25 protein-coding genes, 1 tRNA gene and 1 pseudogene are annotated in these 25,612 nt (G+C 40.8%); 9 read left to right on the top strand and 18 right to left on the bottom strand.

Features of this window, described 5'->3' with window-relative positions:
• The first annotated feature begins 442 nt into the window (after positions 1 to 442).
• On the top strand, positions 443 to 1,063 hold the full coding sequence (locus AACW45_RS26040; RefSeq protein WP_190635764.1) for a GNAT family N-acetyltransferase: 621 nt from the start codon (positions 443 to 445) through the stop codon (positions 1,061 to 1,063).
• Positions 1,064 to 1,283: 220 nt separating this feature from the next.
• Here AACW45_RS26040 and AACW45_RS26045 read toward each other — a convergent pair whose 3' ends face one another.
• The 8 genes from AACW45_RS26045 to AACW45_RS26080 all read right to left on the bottom strand — a co-directional run bounded on the left by AACW45_RS26045 (position 1,284) and on the right by AACW45_RS26080 (position 6,562).
• Positions 1,284 to 2,225 carry a ribonuclease Z gene (locus AACW45_RS26045; RefSeq protein WP_190635766.1) on the bottom strand — a complete coding sequence of 314 codons (942 nt, stop codon included), beginning with the start codon at positions 2,223 to 2,225 and terminating at the stop codon, positions 1,284 to 1,286.
• A gap of 8 nt (positions 2,226 to 2,233) precedes the next feature.
• Complete coding sequence (locus tag AACW45_RS26050) at positions 2,234 to 2,422, bottom strand: hypothetical protein (RefSeq protein WP_190635768.1); 189 nt, start codon at positions 2,420 to 2,422, stop codon at positions 2,234 to 2,236.
• Between the two features lie 78 nt (positions 2,423 to 2,500).
• A complete protein-coding gene (locus AACW45_RS26055; RefSeq protein WP_190635816.1) occupies positions 2,501 to 3,340 on the bottom strand; it encodes a M48 family metalloprotease in 840 nt (279 codons plus the stop codon).
• A complete protein-coding gene (locus AACW45_RS26060) occupies positions 3,340 to 3,759 on the bottom strand; it encodes a BlaI/MecI/CopY family transcriptional regulator (RefSeq protein WP_096642420.1) in 420 nt (139 codons plus the stop codon). The genes AACW45_RS26055 and AACW45_RS26060 overlap by 1 nt, the downstream gene beginning before the upstream one ends.
• Positions 3,760 to 3,905: 146 nt before the next feature.
• Positions 3,906 to 5,354, bottom strand: coding sequence for a DUF3370 domain-containing protein (locus AACW45_RS26065; RefSeq protein ID WP_190635769.1), 1,449 nt, complete (start codon positions 5,352 to 5,354; stop codon positions 3,906 to 3,908).
• 89 nt (positions 5,355 to 5,443) lie between these two features.
• Positions 5,444 to 6,025, bottom strand: coding sequence for a DUF3611 family protein (locus AACW45_RS26070; protein WP_373462099.1), 582 nt, complete (start codon positions 6,023 to 6,025; stop codon positions 5,444 to 5,446).
• 16 nt (positions 6,026 to 6,041) lie between these two features.
• Positions 6,042 to 6,245, bottom strand: a complete 204-nt coding sequence (locus AACW45_RS26075) for a hypothetical protein (protein ID WP_190635771.1) — start codon at positions 6,243 to 6,245, stop codon at positions 6,042 to 6,044.
• A gap of 161 nt (positions 6,246 to 6,406) precedes the next feature.
• Positions 6,407 to 6,562, bottom strand: a complete 156-nt coding sequence (locus tag AACW45_RS26080; RefSeq protein ID WP_190635773.1) for a hypothetical protein — start codon at positions 6,560 to 6,562, stop codon at positions 6,407 to 6,409.
• Between AACW45_RS26080 and AACW45_RS26085 the strand changes: the two genes are divergently transcribed.
• A complete protein-coding gene (locus AACW45_RS26085) occupies positions 6,561 to 7,034 on the top strand; it encodes a TspO/MBR family protein (RefSeq protein ID WP_190635774.1) in 474 nt (157 codons plus the stop codon). The two genes, AACW45_RS26080 and AACW45_RS26085, sit on opposite strands and share 2 nt — an antisense overlap.
• A gap of 113 nt (positions 7,035 to 7,147) precedes the next feature.
• Here AACW45_RS26085 and trhO read toward each other — a convergent pair whose 3' ends face one another.
• Positions 7,148 to 8,053 (bottom strand): oxygen-dependent tRNA uridine(34) hydroxylase TrhO, encoded by a 906-nt coding sequence (gene trhO / locus AACW45_RS26090; protein WP_190635776.1) that lies wholly within the window; start codon positions 8,051 to 8,053, stop codon positions 7,148 to 7,150.
• Positions 8,054 to 8,124: 71 nt separating this feature from the next.
• Between trhO and AACW45_RS26095 the strand changes: the two genes are divergently transcribed.
• Together AACW45_RS26095 and psbA are read left to right on the top strand one after the other, a co-directional pair.
• Positions 8,125 to 8,197: transfer RNA gene (locus tag AACW45_RS26095), tRNA-Ala, on the top strand.
• A gap of 281 nt (positions 8,198 to 8,478) precedes the next feature.
• Positions 8,479 to 9,561, top strand: coding sequence for a photosystem II q(b) protein (gene psbA, locus AACW45_RS26100; protein WP_190635777.1), 1,083 nt, complete (start codon positions 8,479 to 8,481; stop codon positions 9,559 to 9,561).
• 66 nt (positions 9,562 to 9,627) lie between these two features.
• On the opposite strand, the gene AACW45_RS26105 is transcribed toward psbA, so the two are convergent.
• The gene (locus AACW45_RS26105; protein WP_190544520.1) at positions 9,628 to 9,990 is read right to left on the bottom strand and encodes an ArsR/SmtB family transcription factor; all 363 of its coding nucleotides are present in this window, start codon (positions 9,988 to 9,990) and stop codon (positions 9,628 to 9,630) included.
• Between the two features lie 376 nt (positions 9,991 to 10,366).
• Between AACW45_RS26105 and AACW45_RS26110 the strand changes: the two genes are divergently transcribed.
• Positions 10,367 to 11,014 carry a DUF4142 domain-containing protein gene (locus tag AACW45_RS26110; RefSeq protein WP_242045763.1) on the top strand — a complete coding sequence of 216 codons (648 nt, stop codon included), beginning with the start codon at positions 10,367 to 10,369 and terminating at the stop codon, positions 11,012 to 11,014.
• Between the two features lie 241 nt (positions 11,015 to 11,255).
• Here AACW45_RS26110 and AACW45_RS26115 read toward each other — a convergent pair whose 3' ends face one another.
• The 3 genes from AACW45_RS26115 to AACW45_RS26125 form a co-directional block, all read right to left on the bottom strand.
• Positions 11,256 to 11,648: a DUF309 domain-containing protein gene (locus tag AACW45_RS26115; protein ID WP_190635779.1), complete on the bottom strand. Its 393-nt coding sequence runs from the start codon at positions 11,646 to 11,648 to the stop codon at positions 11,256 to 11,258.
• Positions 11,645 to 12,010, bottom strand: a complete 366-nt coding sequence (locus AACW45_RS26120) for a ferredoxin thioredoxin reductase catalytic beta subunit (RefSeq protein WP_096642430.1) — start codon at positions 12,008 to 12,010, stop codon at positions 11,645 to 11,647. Before AACW45_RS26120 ends, AACW45_RS26115 begins: the two co-directional genes overlap by 4 nt.
• 222 nt (positions 12,011 to 12,232) lie before the next feature.
• Positions 12,233 to 13,390 (bottom strand): DUF58 domain-containing protein, encoded by a 1,158-nt coding sequence (locus AACW45_RS26125; protein ID WP_190635781.1) that lies wholly within the window; start codon positions 13,388 to 13,390, stop codon positions 12,233 to 12,235.
• 347 nt (positions 13,391 to 13,737) lie between these two features.
• Here AACW45_RS26125 and AACW45_RS26130 point away from each other — a divergent pair, with 347 nt between their 5' ends.
• The gene (locus AACW45_RS26130) at positions 13,738 to 14,928 is read left to right on the top strand and encodes a type IV pilus twitching motility protein PilT (protein WP_190635783.1); all 1,191 of its coding nucleotides are present in this window, start codon (positions 13,738 to 13,740) and stop codon (positions 14,926 to 14,928) included.
• Positions 14,929 to 15,000: 72 nt separating this feature from the next.
• On the opposite strand, the gene AACW45_RS26135 is transcribed toward AACW45_RS26130, so the two are convergent.
• The 3 genes from AACW45_RS26135 to typA form a co-directional block, all read right to left on the bottom strand.
• On the bottom strand, positions 15,001 to 15,588 hold the full coding sequence (locus AACW45_RS26135) for a Uma2 family endonuclease (protein WP_190635784.1): 588 nt from the start codon (positions 15,586 to 15,588) through the stop codon (positions 15,001 to 15,003).
• Between the two features lie 11 nt (positions 15,589 to 15,599).
• On the bottom strand, positions 15,600 to 16,244 hold the full coding sequence (locus tag AACW45_RS26140) for a Uma2 family endonuclease (RefSeq protein ID WP_190635786.1): 645 nt from the start codon (positions 16,242 to 16,244) through the stop codon (positions 15,600 to 15,602).
• 256 nt (positions 16,245 to 16,500) lie between these two features.
• Entirely contained in the window at positions 16,501 to 18,291 is a 1,791-nt protein-coding gene (gene typA, locus AACW45_RS26145) for a translational GTPase TypA (protein ID WP_096642436.1), read from the bottom strand.
• A 254-nt stretch (positions 18,292 to 18,545) separates the two neighbouring features.
• Here typA and AACW45_RS26150 point away from each other — a divergent pair, with 254 nt between their 5' ends.
• Together AACW45_RS26150 and lepB are read left to right on the top strand one after the other, a co-directional pair.
• Complete coding sequence (locus AACW45_RS26150; RefSeq protein WP_242045764.1) at positions 18,546 to 19,844, top strand: serine/threonine protein kinase; 1,299 nt, start codon at positions 18,546 to 18,548, stop codon at positions 19,842 to 19,844.
• 887 nt (positions 19,845 to 20,731) lie between these two features.
• Positions 20,732 to 21,283: pseudogene (gene lepB, locus AACW45_RS26155) on the top strand (signal peptidase I); the annotation flags it as partial.
• Between the two features lie 13 nt (positions 21,284 to 21,296).
• Here the strand turns inward: lepB and AACW45_RS26160 are convergent.
• Positions 21,297 to 21,872, bottom strand: coding sequence for a Uma2 family endonuclease (locus AACW45_RS26160; RefSeq protein WP_190635789.1), 576 nt, complete (start codon positions 21,870 to 21,872; stop codon positions 21,297 to 21,299).
• 176 nt (positions 21,873 to 22,048) lie between these two features.
• Entirely contained in the window at positions 22,049 to 23,071 is a 1,023-nt protein-coding gene (locus AACW45_RS26165; protein ID WP_096642440.1) for a ribose-phosphate pyrophosphokinase, read from the bottom strand.
• A 745-nt stretch (positions 23,072 to 23,816) separates the two neighbouring features.
• Here AACW45_RS26165 and AACW45_RS26170 point away from each other — a divergent pair.
• Positions 23,817 to 25,499 (top strand): serine/threonine-protein kinase, encoded by a 1,683-nt coding sequence (locus AACW45_RS26170; protein ID WP_190635791.1) that lies wholly within the window; start codon positions 23,817 to 23,819, stop codon positions 25,497 to 25,499.
• Positions 25,500 to 25,612 lie beyond the last annotated feature (113 nt).

The raw sequence follows: 25,612 nt of genomic DNA on the forward strand, positions 1-25,612 counted from the left end.
AGAACCGCAATTACACCGAATGTTCTTATAGATGAGTCTGTTTTATTTTTTCTTTCAGGTACTTCCAGAAAATCAATTATCCAATTTACGAGAGAGAATATTTTCTTTCTCCCCTTGCTCCCTTCCCCTTTACCAAAAAAGCGATAGTATATTTTTTTAGCCGGAAGTCCCTAAACGGGTACATAACTATTCCTTTAACAGTATTTTTACTTAAAACAGTAATATTTTTGACAATGAATGTGGCAATGGATTGAAAAAGTGTGTTTTTTATCCGCAAATTTGTCAATTACTAATCAAAACTTCACTGAAACGAAATATTACTGCCTAAGTAAATCCATATAATAATACTTATAGAAACTATTTGAAAGCGCAAATTTAGTTGCAAATATATTTGCTGTTTTCAAAGCATTAAAAATATTTGCATTTAACTTTAAATAGGCTTATGTTATCAGTAGCATCAGCAGTAGAAGAGTCTGTCAAAATTTTCCATAATGTTCATAATGAATATGTGCCCGCCAAGATTGTACCTATATCTGCCAAACATATTCAAGACATTGAATTACTGTGGCTACCTCAACTGAGAAATCACAATTGTTGGGATCGAGATTTAGATATACACAAATATTTAAATAACCCAGACATTTATGAAGTTTATGTTCTGGAATACGATGCGATCGCGCAAGGTATAATTATTCTCCAAACTAATAAATGTCATTCTCGGTTGGATGTAGATAAAAATTTAATTTATGTCCACTTATTAACTGTAGCGCCTTGGAACCGTGCAGCGATTCTCGGTAGAAGGAATTATAAAGGAGTGGGTACAGTTCTTTTAACATTTGCGATGTTACATAGTTTTAACTTAGGCTTTCAAGGAAGAATTGCCTTAAATACTGTTCAAGAAGCCGAAAATTTTTATCAAAAGTTGCCCTTTTTTGATGGCGGATATGATTTATTCCCATCTGGTAATGATGGCAGATATATTGGTTTAAAATATCTAGAAATGCCGGAAGAGGAAGCAGAATTAGTGATGTTAAATTTATATTTAACAAGTTATTTAAATTAGCATTTATATCTGTTGACAGTTGACTGTTGACAGACTTAAAAGCGTTTTATTGTCAGGATTTTATCTTCGGTTGATGTCCTAATCTATCTGGCTACAGCTATATTGTACATTCAAGGGTTTAAAACCCCTTTATTGACAATGAGTAAATTTTCAGTGGCGGTTGAAATTTCCGATTGAAAATGTCTGAAGTTTTGAATTTTGAATTTTGAATTTTGAATTGTTAATCTGCCTCACGCCGCCGGGGTACATCATAAACCATGAAATCATGAGCCATATTAGTATTGGGAAAAATTGCTCTAGCTTCTTGTAGCAAATCCTTCAATTCTATATTGTTGCCTGGAGCATAACGCGGGCTGAAATGAGTCATGATTAAGCGATGTGCTTGAGCCGCTAAAGCTGTTTGTGCTGCCATTGTACTAGTGGAATGTAGCCTCTGAAATGCCATCTCTGCATCTTGATGGGCAAAAGTCGCTTCGTGAATTAACACATCTGCATCCTGTGCTAATTCCACTGCACCTTCGCAAAATACCGTATCCGTACAATAGGCAATCTTACGGCCAATCTCTGTAGGCCCGCATAATTCTTTACCATCAATTACTCGGCCATCTGTCAGCGTAACAGTTTCACCCCGCTTGAGTTGACCGTAAATCCGACCTGGGGGAATCTGCAATTCCTTAGCTTTTTCTATATCAAAGCGTCCGGCCCGGTCTTTTTCCGCTACTCGGTAGCCAAAAGCTGTAATCCGATGATGTAAAGGCCCACAGGTAACCGTAAATTCATCATCTTCATAAATTACCCCCGGACGGACAGCGTGAATTTTTACCGGGTAAGAAAAGTGCGTATGGGAGTAACGTAAAGCCGATTGGATATATTCATTTAATCCTGGCGGCCCGTAAATATCTATTTTTTCGACATTTCCCGCCAAGCCACAACTAGCTAGCAATCCCATCAAGCCAAAAATGTGGTCGCCATGCATGTGGGTAATAAAAATTCGGGATAGTTGGCTGATTCTGAGTTCACTCCGCAACAGTTGATGCTGAGTACCTTCGCCACAATCGAATAACCACAGTTCTGCCCTTTGGGGTAATCTTAAGGCAACACTGGAAACATTACGCGCTCTTGTGGGTACCCCGGAACTTGTCCCTAAAAATGTGATCTGCACAGCGTTTTTTAGTTTTCCTTTGGCTGATTTGGATACTTTATTTTATTATGGGGCATTGGGCATGGGGCATGGGGCATGGGGCATTGGGTTATCGGCGGAACTAGTGCTGCATGGCGTAAATAACCATACCATTTTATAAATTCATTTTGATAATCTAGAGTAGTGCGAGCATCTTGCTCGCGTTTGTCAGCGAGCAAGATGCTCGCACTACAATGGTATGTTCATTTCCGCCGACCTGTACTAGAACATTTATTACCAGTCCGCCGCGATTGAATTTAAGTATGAAATATTACAGTTAATAAGGGTAAAAATGCTAGGAGAAAGCCATGCCAGGAATGCAATTTAACTGCGGGGATGGGTTCTGGTGGTGCTAAGAGCGCTTCAATTCTTTGTTCTAAGCGATCGCCTGTGGGCGAACCTAAAGCAGCACAACAAATCTCTGATAATACTGGTGTATTGCTAACTACCATGAGCAGCGATTCTGCTAACACTAAGGGGTCTACTTTGCTGGCTGCGTATCCATCGGCGCGGAGTTCGCGCAATACTAGCAATTCTTCCCACAAGGAGTCTGTGTTGGGTAACCAGGCGGTACAAGTACGCACCCAACCTAGCCAGAAAAACCAAAATGTATCTCGGTAATGATAATGACCTTGTTCGTGCGCCAAAACACTTTCTAAATGTTCTGGGGAAAGTGTTTGCAGCAATCCTTGACTAACTACGAGTTCGGGGTGCCAAAAACCAATTTGACCGGCGAAGAGTGCTTCTGTGTTTAAGAGGCGGATTTGTCTGTGACCAAAATTTACTAAGGGACAGTTCCGCGCAGATTGGACAGACTGCCAGCCTTGAATGGTAATTTTGATACATAAAATGCTAAAAATTCCGATATAACACAGAGCTAGGAGATAACTACCCCAACCTGTATACATCCCTGCCATTTTACCTTGAGGCCCCATACAGAGGACAGCGATCGCTGTCATTAATAGTAGCAAGGGGGGGAAGAGAAATAAAAATAGCGATCGCCGCCAGCGCAGATTCCAATTACCTTGAGAACCATTCCAAGAGGATCTTAACCCCCAAGCCACTGCCACAGCAGTCAAAATCATGATTAGATGTATCATTTCCCCTCCCTAGCCTGCCTTGCGGCTTGAATGCGTTTTGCGATCGCTTCTATTTGTTCACTAGCTGTTTCATCCAGACTATCAGCAAAAGCAGCCACGACATCGGGATTACCTACCGCTAAAAATCGCTGCAATTGCTCGTGCGCTCTAATTACTTCTGCTTGCTGTTTCGTCACTAAGGGACGCCAATAAAATGCTTTACCTTTTTTATCGCAGACTAGCCAACCTTTATCGGTGAGGCGGCGCATTACAGTAGTGACAGAGGTGTAAGCTAATTCTCGGTTGGGATCGGACAAAATGCGATCGTGTACATCCTTAACTGTCGCTGAACCCAATTCCCAGATGATTTGTAAAATTTCTGCTTCTAAAGGGCCTACAGATAGCTGTTTAGGTCGGTAGTCGGGTAATGGAGCCATATAAATTTTCCATTAGAGATGGTGGATAAGTAAGTAGATTAAACGCCCAATTCCCTTGTGAATTTGATTAGCTGAGACGGTCAACAGTCAACAGTCAACTGTCAACAGCCCTCACCATAGATTGTGCAACTTAAAAACACAATAGCTTATATTACAGTTCTCACAGTTAAAACCTGTGGTGGTGTTGAATCTGGTGGATAAATTAAATCTACCTGCACTCTACGTTGACTTCCAGGCGCTAGGTTTAGCTGGAGTAAAGGCTCTAAAACCTGGCCTGTTCTGTGCCATAAATGTACGTAGCGCGTTTTTTGTTGTCCTTGCTCGTCTAAATAGCGCAATCGCACCGTACCCCGAAAAAAGGGAAAATCTAAGGATGGTTGACGAAAACGCAGACCACCTTGGGATAATTTATCTTCTTTTAATGGTGTTTCTAATGTGACACTAACTTTCTGATTTTCTTTAGTGTTATTACTTAAGGGTAAGGTGAGATTGTATTCCACTCCATAATTACCATGAGCTTCATAAGCTGTATCTGGATAGCGTACTAACATTTTTGCAGTTTGAATTTGTCCGCTACCTAATTGACCACCGCGTAAGCTACCAATAGCATAAGAAATTGCCTCACCACGTTGGGGAATAGTCAGAGTTTGCGCTTTAGTATTATCTGTCAGTACAGCTTGCCATTGGGAACCGCTAGAGACGCCTGCTACACGCCCATAAATTAGCACACCGCCTGTAGCATTGGGAGGAGTAGGGGTTTTATCTCTGGGGCCGGCAAAGTTGCCATTATTGAGTAAAGCTTGCCATTCTGTTAATGTGGGAGAGCGATCGCTGCCATCAGGATTTTTCTTGGCATACATTGCCAAACTAGCAGCATAAACTTTTCCACTACTACGTAACCGCATAAAAGTAGACCGACCATTGACAGGCTTTGCCAAATTTCTTACCTCAATGCCATGATTCAGCAATAATCGGCTTTGTCCTGGTGGAATAATCAACTTAGCCGGAAACTCTGCTTGGCGTACTCCCCGCAACACATCACTCACCGCACGCGCACCAGGCCCGGAAAAAGCTTTACCATCATTATTTTCGATGTAGGGCGCTAAAGTAGCAAAAGGCGCATCCTTTAATAAATAACTCGCTGCTTGCAAAACATCCACTGTTACAGGTTTTTTACCAGGGTTGTACAACATCACACCCAGGTAGAGAGTCTGTAAATCTTTAGGAGTGTGAGTATAGTGATGGGCAAATAAATCAAAGCGTCCCTGAAACGGAAAATTCAGATGAGCGCCTGGGACTTTTTTACCATTTGGGGGAAATGTAGACAGTAAAATACCCTCTTGTTTCACCCATTCTGGGCTATTGCTATTAAATACGGGGATATTATCCAGCTTTCCAGGTAAAGGACGGACTTCACCAGCTTGCACAATTATTTGAGGTGTTGGCTTAGGTGAACTTTGAGCAACTACTTGAGAATTATTACCTTCATTATTAAAGTTAAAAACTCCCGGTCTAAAAACTTGAGTAAGTGTAACTCCTAATAAAAATAAGCAGATAAATATAGGTAATTTATACTGAGGCTGAGGCGCTGGCATGAGTGTTGATACTCTCAGGAACTTTAATCTTTAGGATGACCTTTTGTAACTACAAGTTCCTGAAGGAATATTTCTCATGTTATGAATTTCTAATGTTGATTGACGCGCTCTAGCAGCCACAGTGAAGAAACTGTACCGACAAAATGAGCCGCAATTCCATTGATGTTTGCTACTGCTACAAATACATCAAGGGCACGAATAATTTTATAAGGGTCAGTAAAAGCTACTCCGGGAGGCTGAGAGATAGATTTTGCTACTAAAACACCTATCGTAGAACCAGCGCCTAAGAGATTTAAAAGTATGCCAATTAAAGCAGCCATAATTCCCCAGCGAATTGCTTTTACTGTATCTGCTTTACTAGGATGAAGTGCTGGATTAACATTTCCTAAACGTTTACCGATGCGAGTATAACGAAAATCCCAATAAACGCTAAATAATAATACAAGAATTCCACATCCAGCCCAAAACACCCCAACCCCAAGACCTGCAATTTTTTGTTCGGCAAAATCTCGCCCAGTAGCAGCAAATAATAAAGTTAAGCCAGAAACCACAGCCAATCCCAACTGTATCCAAAAGGCAATCCAGCCTGTGAAGCGAATAGTATTAGCGATGCTTTGAATTTCTGGCGCGATCGCGCTTGTTTCTGATTGAGTTTGCATATTGCTTTCCATCTGATTAGCTGCTCCCCTAATCGTTAAGAATATGTCTTTCAGCTACCCTCATACCCCCATCCCCAGACAGAATCACTACCACATCCAGAGAAATACAATCGCAACTATCTGGAATTACCCAATTATCCTTTGGCGAAGCAGTTGACAATAAATGTGGTTTTTGTGACAATTTCCAAGCGGGAATTACGGTTGACTCCAAAACCTTACAACCATTCCCCATCAATAGCTATGTAACAAAGAAACAGAGCTAATCTGGATGAAAAAATTTTCATCGCTATGTATGAAAGAGAAGGAGGACAAACAATTCAAAATTCACAATTCAAAATTAAGAATTCTATTTGACTTTTGCCCAATGCCCAATGCCCAATGCCCAATGCCCAGCTAGAAGTAAGCATTTGCAGACTGGGGAAATATCTCTGACTGATGGCGAGTAATCAAACTCAAGGATGATGAGATAAAAGGGCTAAATTGCCAATATTGGACTTGAATGTATGAAATTTCGATAGTTGCTAGCGATCGCAAAGGATAAAGCAGCATGATTAGATCTTGGATGGTAATAGGCGGCGTAGCTTTCGTAGTTGCCTTAGCAGCTAATTTGATTACGCCAAGCGATCGCAAATGGTTTCAGCGATTGCAAAGACCTAACTGGTTAACTTTTGAAGCCGCAATTCCGATTATCTGGACTATAATTTTTATATGTGGTGCTTGGTCAGCTTATATTATTTGGGAAAAAAACCCAGGAAGTGACGCAACTTGGGTAATGATGGCTCTATACTTACTTCTAGAAATTGTGACTATTGCCTATACACCTGTAATGTTCCGCCTGCGTAGCCTAAAAATCGGTACAATTCTTGGCGGTACAGGTTTCATTATCGGTTTACTATTAACCCTGGCAGTTCTAACTACTTCCGGTTGGGCAGCTTTATTATTACTTCCCTACCTAATTTGGAGTCCCATCGGTACTTATACCACCTGGCAGATGATTAACCTCAATCCCCAAGCTGCATAATAACTAGGACAAGGAATTTTAGATTTTAGATTTTAGATTTTAGATTCAAACCCAATCCAAAATTGCAAATCCAAAATCCAAAATTGAATTGCCCCATGCCCAATCCCTTGTAATTATTTATTTTTGCGGTTACTTTTAAGGAGAAACTGTCGCCTTTTTTCCTGCTGACGTACTCTTTTATCTTCCGTAAGGCTGTCAAAACAGTAGGGGCAAGAAATACCTGCTTCATACTGAGGTGAAGTCTTATCTGCTGCGGAAATTGGGCGACCACAACTTTGGCACATCTCATAGCTGCCGCTTTCTAAACCGTGACGCACAGCTACTCGTTCATCAAAGACAAAACATTCTCCTTCCCACAAGCTTTCTTGGGCAGGAACTTCTTCTAAATATTTGAGAATGCCGCCTTTAAGGTGATACACTTCGGCAAAGCCTTGAGATAGCATATAAGATGAGGCTTTTTCGCAGCGAATACCACCAGTGCAAAACATGGCTATCTTTTTATGTTTACTGGGGTCAAGGTTATGGCGGACATAATCGGGAAACTCGCGAAATGAGTGAGTTTGCGGATTTTGTGCCTTCTTAAAAGTGCCAATATTCACCTCGTAATCATTGCGGGTGTCAATCACAATTACTTCGGGGTCAGAAATTAACTCATTCCATTCTTGAGGACTGACATAATTACCCACTTGTTCATTGGGGTCAACTTCCGGCAATCCTAAAGTGACAATTTCTGACTTTAACCGTACTTTCATCCGCTCAAATGGCGGAGTTTCTGTGTAAGATTCTTTGTGTTCTAAGTCTGCCAAACGAGGATCAGAATGCAGAAATTCCAAAACTGCGTCAATCGCCTGACGAGAACCAACAATTGTGCCGTTCATGCCTTCTTGTGCTAACAAAATTGTGCCCTTAATACCTTGCTGTTGGCAATAAGACAACCAAGGGTCTCGCATTTCGGCAAAATCTGGCAAACTGACGAATTTATAAAGTGTTGCCACAACTAAGAGATTTTCTTGCTTCATTCTGGTTGTAAAGTCACCATATTCAGGTAATATAGTAGAGGTAGCTTAATTACCTACTTCTTTAATTTTACGGGGGTTTAGCTCAGTTGGTAGAGCGCCTGCTTTGCAAGCAGGATGTCAGCGGTTCGAGTCCGCTAACCTCCATTAAGTTTTAAGTTTAGTCATTTTGTGATGAAAATACTTTCTTGATGCCTGATTTTTAAAACAGGGAAAATAGCGATCGCACCTGTAATCAAACACATTACTCTCTACAGCTAGGCTAGCACCGACTGTGCCTATAGGCTCTTGGGCTGTTGACAATCCCAAGGCTATCAGATTACTTTCTTATCGCTTGACTATTTAATAACTTTATAGTTATATAATGAAAATGTAGCTAAGGTAACTGGCTACGCGATATCTAACCATACATTCGCACTTATTTAACAATGACAACAATTCTAGAAAAGCGCAGAAGCGCTGGTTTATGGGATCGTTTTTGTAACTGGGTAACTAGTACAGAAAATCGGCTATACCTAGGCTGGTTTGGAGTCATCTTGATTCCTACAGCTTTAACTGCGGCGATTGTTTTCGTTTTGGCTTTCGTTGCTGCGCCGCCTGTAGATGTAGATGGAATTCGCGAACCTGTGACCGGTTCACTACTCTATGGCAATAACATTATTAGTGCAACTGTAGTTCCGACTTCAGCAGCCATTGGCTTGCACTTCTACCCGATTTGGGAAGCCGCTTCTTTAGATGAATGGCTTTATAATGGCGGCCCTTACGAAATGATTATTTTCCACTTTCTCATTGCCGTATATGCTTATATGGGTCGTCAATGGGAATTAAGTTACCGCTTAGGTATGCGTCCTTGGATTCCTGTGGCATTTTCTGCACCTGCGGCAGCAGCAACAGCAGTATTGTTGATTTATCCCATTGGGCAAGGAAGCTTTTCTGATGGCATGATGCTGGGTATTTCCGGCACATTCAACTTTATGATTGTGTTTTCGCCGGAACATAACATTCTCATGCATCCGTTCCACATGCTAGGGGTTGCAGGGGTATTTGGCGGTGCTTTATTTTCGGCAATGCACGGCTCTCTAGTTACTTCTACCTTGGTGCGGGAAACCACAGAAATTGAATCTGCAAATACTGGCTACCAGTTTGGCCAAGAAGAAGAAACCTATAACATCATCGCCGCACATGGTTATTTTGGACGGTTAATCTTCCAATATGCCAGCTTTAATAACTCGCGGGCGTTGCATTTCTTCCTGGCTGCTTGGCCTGTAGTGGGGATTTGGTTTGCAGCCTTGGGTGTAAGCACTATGTCATTTAACTTGAATGGCTTTAATTTTAATAACTCGGTGTTGGATAGCGAAGGACGGACAATTCCCACCTGGGCTGACTTACTCAATCGCGCCAACTTAGGGATTGAGGTGATGCATGAACGCAACGCCCACAACTTCCCCTTAGACTTAGCCTGTGGTGAGGCTCAACCAATCGCCCTCACAGCACCAACCATCGCCAGCTAGGTGATAATTTCTCGATCTCTCCTCTGTTTCATAGCTATTGGCACCCTATTGAGAGGGTGCTTTTTTTTAAAATACTGCTGTATTGCTACGTATAGCTTTGAGACTTTCCGCCTGTTGCAAAATGCGATCGCTAATTCGATTACAAGCTATCTCACACAGTTCAAAAATCATCGGATCGGCAATCTCGTAAAATGCACTAGTCCCTTTAGGCTGACGAGATAACACCCCAGCCTGAGTTAATACTTTTAGATGCTTAGATAGATTTGCTTGCCCTAAACCAGTTGCATCGGCAATTTCCATAACATTCATCGGGCCTGACTTAAGACAGATCAGTATCTGTAGCCGACTTACTTCTGATAGCACCTTGAAATACTCAGCCACCGCCGCAATAACTACTGGTTCAGTCTGAAATGATTTTGTTTTTAGCATAGGTAATATTTAATCAGTCAGCACAAAAATACTTGATTAATTTTCAGTATATTAATATTCTTTGTACACCAGGCTACCCTTTGCCGAAAGCATGGGTCAAGGCTATTTTTCCATAATTAGCTGTCTGGTCAAGTCAAGTCAAGTTTTCCAGAAATATTCTTTATAACTTTACAGTCCCTCTACAGAGAGAATTCAAGCTTATTCCTGTGGTAGAAGTTTTGCACTCGCTTCAATAGCTACCTTTGTCATCAGAAATCAATATAAAATCGAGCCTGCCACAAATATTACCAAAATTTTTTTTACAAAGTGACCTCAGGCAGGTTTGAGTGGGGATCGCCAAGATTGTTACCAGATTCAAACCAATCAATATCAATCAATGAATATGCTATATCAAACTAAAAGTCTGAAAAAGGTGATTACCAGCTTGATCGGCATAGCTAGCGCTAGCGCCTTCATGAGTCTGCCAGTCATTGCCCAAGCTGACTGCAATTCTCAGTCTCAAAACAATTCAAATCGCAATATTTTGACTCAAAATGGCACGCCTGCTACAAGTCCCACAGCTAGTCCGCAGCCTACAAATTCTCAGACTCCAGTTACTACATCGGATATAGAATTTATGAACCAAGCTGCCCAAAGTGACTTAACTGAGATTCAAACAAGTCAGCTGGCACTACAAAAGTCACAAAATAGAGCTGTGCGTAACTTTGCCCAGCAAATGATTAAACAGCATACAGCATCCAGTCAAAAATTAACTGCGATCGCACAAGCTAAAGGTGTCACACTGCCAACAGAACTTGATTCCCAAAACCAAGCCTTATTAACCAAGCTGCAAGGTTTATCTGGGAGGAATTTTGACCAAACTTACATGCAAGCACAGACTCAAGCACATCAAAAAACACTGGCTCAATATCAAAATTATTTGCAAACAGGATTAGATGCTGATTTGAGAATGTTTGCTAGTGGAGTTGCACCGATTGTCAGACAACACTTAGAAATGGCGCAAAAGATGACAGCAAATCGCTAAAGCAAACTGTCAATAATTACACCATATTTCAGGTAAATGAGGTACGCGCTTCGGGGCATGGCAATGCCAATGCCCCTACAATTAACGATTATCTGTACCTCACCAACTTGTAATTCGCTGTAATAGTCAGTAGTTTGGCTACTGACTACTTTTTGATCATGAAACTTAATCCCCCGAATGCATTCGGGGGATTATTTTGAGAGTTGATATCATATTGCGCCTGCACCCCTAAGGTTGATCGCTACTCGTTAAGTCGTTCAATTCTGGGTAAGGGTAAGGTATCAGCTTCGCCAGAGTCATCAGTACCAGTTTTACCCGGGCCTGTCTGTTGTAATGCTTGTAATAAATCTCCAGTCTGGCTCAATAGCGCTTCTAAATCAATGCCTGCATAATTCCCTGGATAGCGGCGCAGACGATTACTGCCTTCTCCCAATAAAATTACAGCACCTCGCCAGTTTTGATTACTCAAATGATAAAGCGCTACAGCAATTTGTAAAATCCCTTGATAGAAGCTTTTGTCTGGTTCGCTGGCTTCGATCCATAAAGCTTCTAACGTGTCGTGACAGGCATAGAACTGCGCAGAATTGAACTGTTCTACACCTAGCCAAAACTCTAAGGGCATGGTCTCATTCATGCCATACTTTCTCGCACTTCTTTGATTGTTTCTAAGGTAATTTCCTGTTGATTGCCTGCAAACTCGTTATCTGAAGTTAGAAACAGCATACAATGACATTCTTTACGTTCTCGCATCGGCACGCAAGGACAGTTCCAATACGCAGCATTGACCTCAGCTTCTTTATCTTCGTAGTGACGACAGGGACATAAGGGTGATCCAAGTTCATCTTTATGTTTGGCTAGCCCTTCGATCACTACTGCTGTTACAGAAGGTTCAGAACAGAAGTATGTTCCAGTACGCTTGGCGTATTGTTCGGAAAAATGCCGCATTGCCTCTAGGCTTTTATCGCTGGATTTTGTGTTAACTTCTGGTGAGATCATGGAATCGGCTGCTCATAATTTAAACATTTCTTTGCATTGTACATCAGCCTTAGAGGGCTATTACTGGGGTATTTCCCCAAGCTGAGAAATTAAATTTGTCTCAGGTTTGCTTAAAGACTGATATTTCTGGATTGCTGGGAAGAAAAAAATTGCAGTTATCAACAAGAATTAATTTTTAGCAACATATTGAAATATTGCACAAATTAAACTCCAAATCCTACATCAAACCAATGGTTTTTGTAATTGGGGTTGTAGTGCTTGGTCGCTTTGCACCATGATGCCAGAAGAATTTTGATTAACTCCTACTGGCGTTGCTGGTAAAGAAGTATTTTGCCACAAAACCCAGCGACTTCCCGAACTTAAAGCAGAAATACTATCAGGATTTTCTGTCAGCCAAATTACCGGGTAGCCTTCAGGTAAAGGTGTTTGGCTATCTTCTTGGGCGTTAGTAGCGGCTAAGGCTTCTTGAATTGTGCGATCGCCTTTGATTAAACCTGTAAATGCTGTCCATAGACTTACCTGCATGTTTTGCCTTTGCGCATAAAAATATAATGAAGCAGCAGCAATTACCGCTTGTTCAAAGTTTTCTGTTTCCCATTGAGATGCACTATCCAAAGCAATAATAATTTCCTGTCCACTAGTCACAATTTCTAATTCTCGTACCCGTAATTCCCCGTAGCGGGCGCTAGTACGCCAGTGAATCAGACGAATAGGATCGCCTATGCGGTAAGGACGTAGCGATCGCACTAGTCCACTAGTTTCTGTTTGCAATGGTTTACCCCGTAGATGGCTAGTATAGCTTTCTTCTTGCCCCATTTCATCAACCAAGGGGCAGTATGACAGAGGTAAGACACTAGGATACACAATCGCTGTGGCTGGACATTCACGCTGACGGCGACACCAAAACAATCCTAGAGGCGCACCCGTAACTAATTCTAGTTTTTGCCAGCGATAGACACCCCGACGCTGGGTAGGTTGGTAATACACCCAACGATAATGACTTTGGGGAGGAATGGTTTCTATCGCCTTGGTAACTGGTTTACCTAAAACAAAGGGCAGAATATCCTCAACCTTCAGTAAATTTACTGATTGCTGCGTCTGATTATAAATTTCGATTTCTACAGTTAATTCATCACCTGCTGATATTGGTCGGATAGGACGGCGTTTGACAGTTAACCCCACAAGCGATCGCGGCGGTAAAATAGCAGCCACAATCAACAACGCAAAACTAATTCCGCTAATCACATACAACCAACCAGCCATTGTGTTAACAGCAGCACCAAAAAAACACAATGCAATTCCTGCTAATACCCAACCACTATATGCAGGCGCACAAGCGCGGGTTTGTAACCAATTAATCATGGGTGTAGTAATTTTCATAATTCCCTTTTTAGCTTACCCATGTTGAAAATTTATAAAACTTCCGTAGTTACCTAAAGAATTGATGAAGATGACTATAAAAATAAAAATATTATCTCTATAAGTAGTAGATTAGATAATCTAAGTAAGTCTACGGTTGACTTAAACTAAATCAGTTAATCTATTCATTTGAGATTAACTAGATATTTTGTTGTCGCCAACAATTTTATATCTTAGATTTTTCTCATATATAAAGCGTGAAACAGTAGCTAAAAAATCTCAACATCAGCAATCTAAAATCAAAAGTTTATCTTCCCAGCTAAGTTTAACCGTTGCTTATTAGCTAATCCTTGCTATGGCAAAATTATATGGACAAAGCACTGCAACTACCACCGCCTCCACCTCCGCCTGTTCCCCATAAACAGCAAAAAAAGGTAGTCTCGATTCAGCAAATGGTTCGCGACGCCTATATTCAGCAAGCCTCAGACATCCATATCCGCGTCGGAGAATTACCGCGATTTCGGATTCGCGGACAAATGGAGGTCTATGAATTAGGAGAATTAGTCACACCACAAATTTTTGCTGCATATTTAGACGAAATTCTCACTCCTTTAGGAAAACAACAGTTTGCCAAAACTAAAGAACTGGATACAGCCATAGTTTATCCGGGATTTATTCGCTGTCGTGTTAACTGTTTTGAAACGTTAACCGGCGGTGCTATGGTACTACGGTTAATTACCTTGCATGTGCCTAGTATTGATAACTTAGGTTTGCCGCCAATTCTCAAAAATATTATTAATAAAAAACAAGGATTAGTATTAGTTACAGGCCCCACAGGTTCAGGAAAATCGACCACAATAGCGGCAATGATTCGCTATTTAAACGAAACCGCCCAAAAGCATATTGTTACCATTGAAGACCCAATTGAATATGTGCATACATCCCAAAATTGCTTAATTAGCCAACGGGAAGTAGGTTTGCATACCCATGAATTTCATGAAGCTTTACGATCGGTGTTGCGGGAAGATCCTGATGTAATTTTAATCGGAGAAATGCGCGATCGCGTAACGGTTGATACTGCCCTCAAAGCTGCACAAACCGGTCACCTAGTTTTGGGTACACTCCACTCGCAAGACAGCATTCGCTCAATTAACCGCTTACTCAACCTCTATAAGCCTGACGAACAACCAATCATGCGGGTGCAAATAGTCGATTCCTTAGTCGCTGTGATTAATCAAAATTTGCTCGCCACAACCGATGGTGGACGCACAGCAGCAATGGAAATTTTGCTCAATACACCCACAATGCAAGATTACCTACTCAAAGGTGAAGAAGCAGAAGCCTATGATTTGATGGAAGCTAGCAGCAAAGAAGGGATGAAAGTCATGAATGACGCCCTTTGTGAATTAATGCTAACTGGTCAAATTAGTATTGAGGATGCTTTTAGCATTACCCAAGATGTTGGCGATTTGCGTCGTCGTTCCCGCAATGAAGGGTTAGATCCATCTCATAGCACCCGTCGAGATGTGTACACAACATATAGCTACAGTTCACAGTAAGTAAAAATAATCTTAGCTTGTAGGGGCACAATATGTTGTGCCCTTACCAATTTCTTACTGTAGTTAATCATGTCAAATCTTGCGCTGTAACCAAGCAAAAACATCATCAACAGATAGTTTCAAATTCAAATTCGTTAATACTGGTAATATATCTTTACCTGTTAACAAATCCGGCAAAGAATTAGGCTGATAAACTAAAATACAGCGCTCGCTTGGGTCAATCAACCATCCTAGCTGACTGCCATTACGCAAACAATGTAAAATATTGCCAGTGACTTTAGTTTGACTTTGAGCAGGCGAAAGAATTTCTATTACCCAAGCAGGTGCAAAATCAATCCCACTGCTGATAATTTCACCATTTTCATCTAGTGGTAGGTGATTGCTAGAAATTACAACCACATCAGGAACTACTGAACGATTACCAAAGGTACAACGCAATTCTGGAAAAGCTTCATAGTTACTGTCTAAACTATCAATTACAGAAACTAAACGTTTTTGCAATAAACTATGTTTAGCACCGCCCATAGGTTTTTGAATCGCTTCTCCGTTAATATATTCCCAAGCTGGCGACTCTTCAATGTATGGAAGTTTTAAGAACTCCTCAAGAGTCGTGCTTACTGTAACTATAATATGTCCTGACTTCAAGCCAATGTTTTTCATAACTTTTTTACTTATTTGGATAAATGCTGTTTTACCCAACTCCGAAAAGCTTTAAATGTTGCATTTCTACCTGCTGTTTTACTTCTTTCTAGATATTGAGGAATCACTTCAATCAAAGGTAAATTGGGAAAATTTAAACTTGACTGCGACTCTACATAACTTCCATCTTGCAACAGATTAATTTTTAAAACACCTTTTTCAAAACGCCACAACTCAGGCACTTTTAAAGCTTGATAAATATCAGGATGGGTACGAGAAGTAATATCAATTTCTAAGGCTAAATCTGGTGGTGGATCGACTGTTAAATCTATACGCTTTTTACCACGAATTAAAGCTTCATTTGTTATATAAAAACACTGGTCAGGTTCTATACCCTGAGCCATAAATTGATTTTTGAATGTGGTAGAGCCAAGACATCTAAATTCAGTATCTAATTCTTCCAACAGTGCTTTGACTAAATCACTGATAATTTCTTTATCATCTTCATGTTCTGGCAATGGTGCCATAATTTCTAATATTCCCTTATCATAAGCAATTCGCGCTGCACGATGTTCACCCAACTCTTCAATAATTGTTTCTAATTCTTGCCAAGTGACATCTTGCAATAATACTCTTTGTCCTGGTGGTATATGTATACGCTTTAACTCCAATAACATCTTTTTTGCTCCTTGCAGCTTTACAGTTATGTGGCGTTATTTATGCTGATTCTACTTGAACAACAATATTTCACGAACAAAATAAAAAGCCCGCAAGCTGCGGGCTTTGTCAATTAATCAAGTAAGGGACTTACAAAAAATAAATTACCCAAATTCCGTAGTGCGAGCATCTTGCTCGCTTTTGAACACCAGCGAGCGAGACGCTCGCACTACAAATTTATTGGGTATTTAAAAAATTGGATGTCCTTAACTTAACTTAACGTTTTACTAACTTCTTCGACATCTTCCGCAAGCGAATCGATTGAGGTGTAACTTCTACCAATTCATCCGGGCCGATATACTCTAAAGCACGTTCCAAACTCATATCTACTGGTGCTTGTAACTGCACTAATTCATCACCACCAGCAGCGCGGTGGTTGGTAAGCTGCTTAGTTTTGCAGATATTCAGTTCTAAGTCTTGAGGACGATTGTGTTCTCCCACAATCATACCTTTGTAAACTTTAGTGCCAGGAGTAATGAAGAATACGCCTCTATCTTCAGCGTTTCTCATCGCATAGAAGGTAGATACACCTTCTTCAAAGGAGATGAGAACGCCTTTGTTACGGGCTTCAATATCGCCAGAAAGCTGACGATAATCCAAGAAGCTGTGGTTCATGATACCTTCGCCACGGGTCATCCGCATGAATTCGCCACGGAAACCAATCAAACCACGGGCGGGGATAACAAACTCTAGCTGGGTGCGTTCGTTACTACCGGGTTGCATATCTTGCATTTCACCCTTGCGTTGTCCCAAGCGTTCGATACAGCTACCAACTGCATCTGCGGGGACATCGAGAACCAAAAGTTCATAGGGTTCACAAGGCTGTCCGTTGACTTCCCGGTAAATTACCTGTGGCTGAGATACTTGAAACTCATAGCCTTCTCGGCGCATAGTTTCAATTAAAATACCCAGGTGAAGTTCTCCACGACCAGACACGAGGAATTTATCAGGAGAATCGGTTTCTTCAACACGCAAAGCTACGTTAGTTTCTAATTCTCGCAGCAAGCGATCGCGTACTTGGCGCGATGTTACCAATTTACCTTCTTGACCTGCAAATGGTGAATCATTCACCCAGAAGGTCATCTGTAAGGTAGGTTCATCTACCTTAATTAGTGGTAAAGCTTGGGGTTCGTTAGGATCTGTAATTGTTTCCCCAATATTGGCGTCAGCAAAACCAGCCACAGCCACAATATAACCGGCGGATGCTTCTTCCATATCCACCCGCTTCAGCCCTTCAAAGCCCATCAACTTGGTGATTTTAGCCTTGACAATTGCGCCGCTTTCTGTTACTAAAGCTGCTTGCTGTCCGGCGCGGATCACACCGTTGTGAATTCTGCCAATGACAATCCGTCCTAGATATTCAGAATAATCTAGAGTTGTAACTTGCAATTGCAGAGGCTTGTTAACATCACCTACTGGGGGTGGTACATGGCGGAGGATAGCTTCAAAGAGTGGTTGCATATCCACTGGTTCCGCATCCAAATCGTCTTTGGCATAACCAGCCAAACCAGAAGCGAATAAATAGGGGAAATCGCACTGATCTTCATCTGCGCCTAATTCTAGGAACAGATCTAATACTTTATCAATTGCGCCGTAGGGGTCAGCTTGGGGACGGTCAATCTTATTGACAACAACAATGGGGCGCAGTCCTTTTTCTAAAGCCTTCTTCAACACAAAGCGTGTTTGCGGCATCGGGCCTTCATTGGCATCGACAATCAGGATACAACCATCAACCATGCCAAGTACACGTTCGACTTCACCACCGAAGTCAGCGTGACCTGGGGTATCAACAATATTGATTAGGGTTTCTTTGTAACGAACTGCTGTATTTTTCGAGAGAATGGTAATTCCCCGTTCCCGTTCCAAGGCGTTGGAATCCATGACGCAATCCGGAACGTCTTCACCTTCTCGGAAGATGCCGGATTGTTTGAGGAGTGCATCAACCAGGGTGGTTTTGCCGTGGTCTACGTGGGCAATAATGGCGACGTTACGAATTGGGAGCGTCATAGAAACTTTTTGTGAACTCTAGAGGGGGTTTTCAGATGTACATCGTAAATGTTATGATGCTAGGCTGTTTTAACAGAATTGAGGATAAAGTACAAACTCTGTAAAGAAGCTTTAACAATTCTAGCTTAATCGTCACAATTCCGGGGACTTTTTTAGCCATTACTTTAAATTTCAACTTGGCAACGACCATATCGAGAAACAATAATTACCGTTGTGCCAATATTGACTTAGTAATTGACTGATAAATTGTGACTATGCTTTGGAAATCAGGACAGCAGTTGCAGGGTGGTAAGTATAAGATTAAACAGGAATTAGGCGAGGGTGGCTTTGGTATCACTTACCGCGCTAGCAGTCATCATGGTTCCGACGTTGTTATTAAAACTTTGAATGAGAAAGTGCAACGCCGTCCCGATTTTGCCAGGTTTCAGCAAGATTTTGTCAATGAGGCGATAAAACTAGCTAAATGTAGTCATCCCCATATTGTGCAGATAGATGAGGTAATCCATGAGGATAACCTGTGGTGCATTGTTATGGAATACATTGATGGCGAAAATTTAGCCCATAAAATTGAGAATCAAGGCATTGTACCAGAGGCGGAAGCTTTAGGATATATTCACCAGATTGGTGAGGCGCTAACTGTAGTGCATAATCACGGCTTGCTACATCGGGATGTGAAACCGCAAAATATTATGTTGCGTGGCAATAAATCAGAAGCTGTATTAATTGATTTTGGCATAGCACGAGAATTTTCTCAAAATTTAACTCAGACTCATACACAAATGCTAGCTGATGGTTTTGCGCCAATTGAGCAATATGATAAACGAGCAAAACGGGGTGCTTTTACAGATGTTTATGCTTTGGCGGCAACGCTGTATTGTTTGGTAACGGGAGAAGTACCAACAATGGCTCCAATCAGAGCAATTGGTACGCCATTAGAAGAACCAAAAAATATAAATTCTAGTATTAGCGATAAAGTTAATCAGGCAATTCTCAAGGGTATGGAGATAAAGCCAGAAAATCGCCCTCAGTCAATTCAAGAGTGGCTTTCACTTTTGAATAAAAATACTAATGTTAACTCTCCTACAAATAACAGTGCTAATTTTACATCAAAAGACCGTATTATCAGGGAGTTTGCTGCATTTGTAGACTATGACAGTCCCGATGCTGGATTACTCATACAACACAAAGATCATCGAAAAAGTTCTACTTTGCACTATCACATAACTATTTCTAAAACTCACGCCTTTAACTTTGGTGGAAACGGATTTGCTATATTTCCAATTCCACGCCAGGCTCAAAGAGTACAACATGTAACTTTATTAGATAGAAAAACAGTGCTTGCTCGATGCTTAATTGCTTATGAACTCTTCAAGGATTGGCATTATGGGGTTTTAGGGTGGAATTGCGAACATTTCGCTAGGTTGGTAACTACAGGTGAAGCTATTAGCTATCAAGTAAAAGAGTCACCTTTAGCGTTTTTAAATCACAATGGTTATCATCCTTTAGCCAAGGAAATGATGGATAAAGCTTGTAAAAGTGCAAAATTATATTAACTTTTTAAAAGCAAAGTAAACTGACAAGCTGATACGCACCTAAATCAAATATTCTGGCGTTATGACTGTCAAGGGTCAATAGTCCAAGGTCAAAGGCTAGCTTGGACTTTGGACTCTTAACTTTTGATAACCTGAGTGCGAAATATACAATTTAAATGCGTAATACAAATTTTTTATGAGGCTGCATAGAATTCGATCCCCCCTAGCCCCCCTTAAAAAAGGGGGGAAAAGAATCAAAGTCCCCCTTTTTAAGGGGGATTTAGGGGGATCTAGATATATGCAACTTCATATTAAATTGGTATAACAGCTTATGATTACTTATAAAATCTTTGTTTTACATCATTTTCACACAAGAGTGATTTGATATGTCTAAAGAACCTTGGCTAGCCGTAAATTTATCAAAAATACTTCCTGGGCTAGGACAAATATATTCAGGAAAAAAAGTTCAGGGATATTTTCTTATATTTATTTATATTGCTTTATATATAACTGCATTGTGGCTTATACTCAGTTCTGACGGTAATATAATAATCGGCTTTGGTCTTTTAGTAAGTCTTTTTTGTGTCTGGGTGTGGAATATTTTCGATGCTTATAATGCAGCAAAAAATCGAAATACTTCAGAATTCGAGGAACTACGCAGACAAAGTAAAGATCCTTGGCTGGCTATGTTCCTGTCACAGCTATTTTTTGGCATCGGTCACTTCTATATTGGTAAGTGGTTATTTGGCATATTCGCAGTTATCTTGATAATTGTTTCTTCAGGTATATCAAGATTTCTCCCAGCGATTATTTATGCTGTGATTTCATATCTAGCGTATGTGTTTTCCCCAGTGCATCGTCAAAGGTCAAAAAATTGGGCATTAATCATCGCAATACTGATAGCAATATCAGGTTTATTAGCTGTAGGCACTGCATTTTTTCTGAGAACATATTTAGCTGAAGCTAGATGGATACCTTCAGGCGCTATGGAACCAACTCTGCACGGTACTCCAAACCAATGGGAGGCAGATAAGGTTATTGTTAATAAGCTTAACTATCGCTTTCAAAATCCTCAACGTGGAGACATTATAGTTTTTGCACCTACCGAAGCCTTACAAAAGGAAGGATACCAGGATGCGTTTATTAAGCGTATAGTTGGGCTACCTGGTGAAAAAGTAGAATTGAAGAATGGGCAGGTTTATATTAACAACCAAGCTTTACCAGAAAACAAGTACTTGAGTTCTAATCAGAGAACTTTAATTGATGTTTGTACATCAGGATTTGAGCAACCTTACCTAGCAAAACCAGTTACTATACCACCTGCATCTTACTTAGCTTTAGGTGATAATCGCAATAGTTCCTACGATGGACGTTGCTGGGGAGTAGTACCTCGTGAATTGATTATTGGTAAAGTCAGCAAAAGATTTTTCCCTTTTAACCGCATTGGCATTATTGAATAGTCAGGCTTGGCGATTACAATAACTTTTTTAATAGCAAGGTAAATCCAGGTACAACATCTTCACCACTCAAAGTGGCTGTGGCTGGATATTGAGTGATTGAACCATCTTGACGATAAACTAAAGCTTGCTGATTTTGACGATCAATTAACCAGCCTAAGCGTACACCGTTAGCAATATACTCTGCCATCTTGGCTTTGAGTTTTTCCAAACTGTCATTTTGAGAACGAATTTCTATAACGAAATCTGGTGCTAAGTTGATAAACTGATCTTCTTGCTCATCCCAACCAATGGGTAAGCGTCCTTTAGCGACAAAAGCAGCATCAGGAGAACGCACAGCAGTATTTGGTAATCTAAAACCTGTACTGGCACTAAAAACTTCGCCTAAATCCTGACTTTCTACCCAATTTAATAGATAAGCTCCGGCTTTGATTTCGCGATCGCCAGAAATGCCTCCCGTAGGTGGCATAGTATCTATAGTCCCATCAGCATTGCGCTCAAACCGCAGTTCTGGGTTTTGCGAACTCATCTGCATTAATTCTCTATCTGTAACCTGATACCAAGATTGCCAGGTTACGGTTTCGCTGTTCATGATGCTTTTACATTATGGGATAAAAGAGCGATCGCTACAGAGAATGAGAAATTTTAGCGACAGATTCCCCTAACTATGAAGGTTGAAGAATGAAGCAAGAAAAATTTTCTACTTCAAACTTCAGACTTCACACTTGTTTACGCAGAACTGTATCGACTGTAACAGTCATTTTTTTGCTAGCGGAACATACTACTTACTGAAGTATCCTCGTGAATTCGCCAGATGGTTTCTCCGAGTAGATTAGCCACTGAAAGCACTACCAGTTGCGGAAAACGATTGCTTTCTGGAATAGGAATCGTGTTGGTAACGATAACTTCCTCAAACAAGCCACTAAGAGACAACCGCTCAACTGCTGGCGGGGAAAATACTGCATGAGTCGCACAGGCGTATACCTGACGCGCTCCTTCTTCACGCAGTAATTTTGCACCCTCAGAAATTGTGCCCCCAGTGTCGATCATATCGTCCACTAAAACAGCAGTTTTACCCTTAACATCACCAATTACATTCATTACTTCGGCGACGTTGTGAGCCTGACGACGTTTATCAATAATCGCCAAGGGAGCATCACCCAGCTTTTTAGCAAATGCTCTAGCTCTGGCTACACCACCAACATCAGGAGAAACTACCACAATATCTGATAGCTGTTTACTCACCAGATAATCTAGTAACACTGGCGAACCATAAACATGATCGAAAGGTATGTCGAAGTAACCCTGAATCTGAGCTGAGTGTAAGTCCATTGCCAAAACACGGTTGGCTCCTGCTTGAGTGATTAGGTTAGCAACCAATTTCGCAGTAATGGATTCTCTTCCTGCTGTTTTGCGATCGGCCCGCGCATAACCATAATAAGGAATTACTGCTGTTACCTGGCGTGCAGAAGCTCGCCGACAGGCATCAATCATAATCAGCAATTCCATTAAATGATCGTTAACCGGCTGACAAGTCGGCTGGATGAGATAGACATCACAACCCCGGATAGACTCCTGGATTTGAATATAGAGTTCGCCGTCCGCAAACCTTTTTCGGATCATGGGGCCTAAGTCCATGCCCAGGTAGCGAGCGACTTCTTGAGACAGTTGTAAATTGGCAGAGCCAGAAAACAGCCGCAGGCGATTATTTTCAGTTATTCCTGTTGCAACTGGCTGCACTTTAGATAAAGTTGCAGAACTGAGCACAGCAGATCCTCGATGTGCATTCATGGCAATCTTAACATCAGCAATTTAGCAAATTTAACCGGAATCGTGTAAAAAAATATCTGTAAAAGTTAAAACATTTCTCCCGAAAATTATGATTTGCTAATTTTTAACTAAGTTTGGTAAACAAACTACTGATAGCTTAACTGAACAACAACTTTATTAACTAGAGCCATTGTTCGGATTTTTGCTTGAAATCAGAAAAATCTCAAATCTCAGATTTTTGCAGGGGAAATTGTTAGTTATACTTACATATTTAGGGAATATGGTACATAATTTTTACATTTCTAACCCACTTACTCCGAGATATTCTAGAGTCGAATATGAATAATTCAACACTTAAGTAGCAGCTAACAATCCTATGATACTAACTGCACAAGCAAACAAAAATTTGAGTTATCAGGGTTTACACACAATACCTGTATGCCTATCTGTTTACCGTTAGCTAGGGTACCACAGTTAAGGCAAAGTTAAAGAGAGAAATTAGCAAAGGAAATTTTTTGTCATCAGCCTTATAGATGATATTTAAGGCGGTTGCTTGAGGATTGTTTATATCCCAGGTATCAGGTACTGACAAAGAGAGTGTAACAATAAAGTTGATCTAGTCTGATTTTTTGTTGGCAGATTTTCGCGAAAATGCCTAAATATGATGGCAGTGGACATATTTGCCCATGAGGTAGGGTAGAATATCGCCGCAAGTAAATATCGTCAAGCCTGAAACCTATCTTGACAGAACACTTATCCCACAATTATGCAACCACCGATTACAGTTGGCACTATCTTACAAAATCGTTATCGCATTATTCAAATTCTCGGACAAGGGGGATTTGCTAGAACTTATTTAGTAGAAGATCAAAGACGGTTTAATGAACTTTGCGCCATCAAAGAATTAACTCCCACGACTGTGGGAACTTCTATGTGGGAGAAGACGCAAGAACTGTTTCAGCGAGAAGCGGCGATTTTATATCAAATCGAACATCCCCAAGTTCCCAAATTCCGCGAAAGATTTGAGCAAGACCAGCGCTTGTTTTTGGTGGAAGATTATGTTGCAGGTAAAACTTACCGGAATATACTCTCAGAACGTCAAGCTTTGGGTCAAAATTTGACAGAAAATGAAGTATTACTGTTAATACGGTCGTTATTACCTGTATTAGAGCATATTCACAGTCGGGGAATTATTCACCGCGATATTTCTCCAGAGAATATTATTTTACGAGAGAGCGACTCGAAACCCGTTTTAATTGATTTTGGGGTGGTGAAAGAATTAGCCACTCGCTTGCAATCGCCTGATAGTACAGCGCCGGTGACTAGTGTGGGAAAATTAGGTTATTCTCCCAGCGAACAGATGCAAGCAGGACAAGCTTACCCTAATAGCGATTTATATGCACTGGCTGTGACAGCGATTGTGTTGCTGACTGGTAGAGAACCAAGAGATTTATTTGATGAGAATCAATTATCGTGGAATTGGCAACAGTTTGTGCGGGTTAATCCCCAATTTGCCGAGGTGATTAATCGGATGTTAAATTATCGTCCAAGCGATCGCTATCAAAATGCAACTGATGTCATCGCCGCATTACAAGCGATCAATCGTCCTACTACCCCTATTCCTAATAATACCTCTAATATCCAAACTGTTGCTGTAGGCGGGCGTCAACCTCAACCAGTACCATCACCTTCACCTAATCGCCCAGCACCAGCCATTCCACCCAGCAATAGTAGTTCTGTTTTAGATAATCCTTTAGCAGTTGGGGCTATTGGTAGTGCTGTAGTTATTTTAGCCGGTGTTGGTTCTTGGGCTTTGGTCAGTTCAATTCGCAGTCAGCCAAAAACACCTCAAGAAACACCTGTACAAACTTTCCCTTCACCAATTATTTCTGGTGGTAGTTTAACACCTTCACCGACACCAACTAATACTGAACCTGTGATTTTGAGTAAGCGCCTGATTTTTGGCGCAGGAAATACAGCTACAGTAGAAAATACTATTAAGGAAAATCAAATAGTTCAGTATAGTTTTGCGGCGCAAAAAGGTCAAAGATTAACTGCTGTAGTTGAACAAGGTAATGGGATTATTTTATCAATTTTAGATAATAAGAAACAACCAATTGATAATTTAGCTAATCAAGTTCCATCTTATGATGGCAGATTACCCCTAACAGGTAGATACACGATTCAATTAAGTTTAGAACCAGGAATTGCGGAAAGTGATTATATTCTCACGGTGGGATTAGAAAAATTAATTAGGGAAACACCGACACCTACATTTACACCTACACCAACCCCTACCCTATCGCCAATCATCTCACCCATACCAACAATCAGCCCTACACCATCGCCATCGCCAACGCCTAGCGAGACGCCAACGCCAACACCAACTCCGACTGCAACAGAAGAACCAATTGATATACCTACTCCCAATACTAGCCCAGGAAATTAAATGTAAATTTCCCTAGTTATACAAATTGGAATTAATAGTTTATTGGTTATGAAAACCATATGATTTATAGCTAATAAACCACTTGTAAATTAACCAAAATATAAGTATGATGA

The organism is Calothrix sp. FACHB-168, assembly GCF_963889195.1.
Lineage (GTDB): Bacteria > Cyanobacteriota > Cyanobacteriia > Cyanobacteriales > Nostocaceae > Aulosira > Aulosira anomala_A.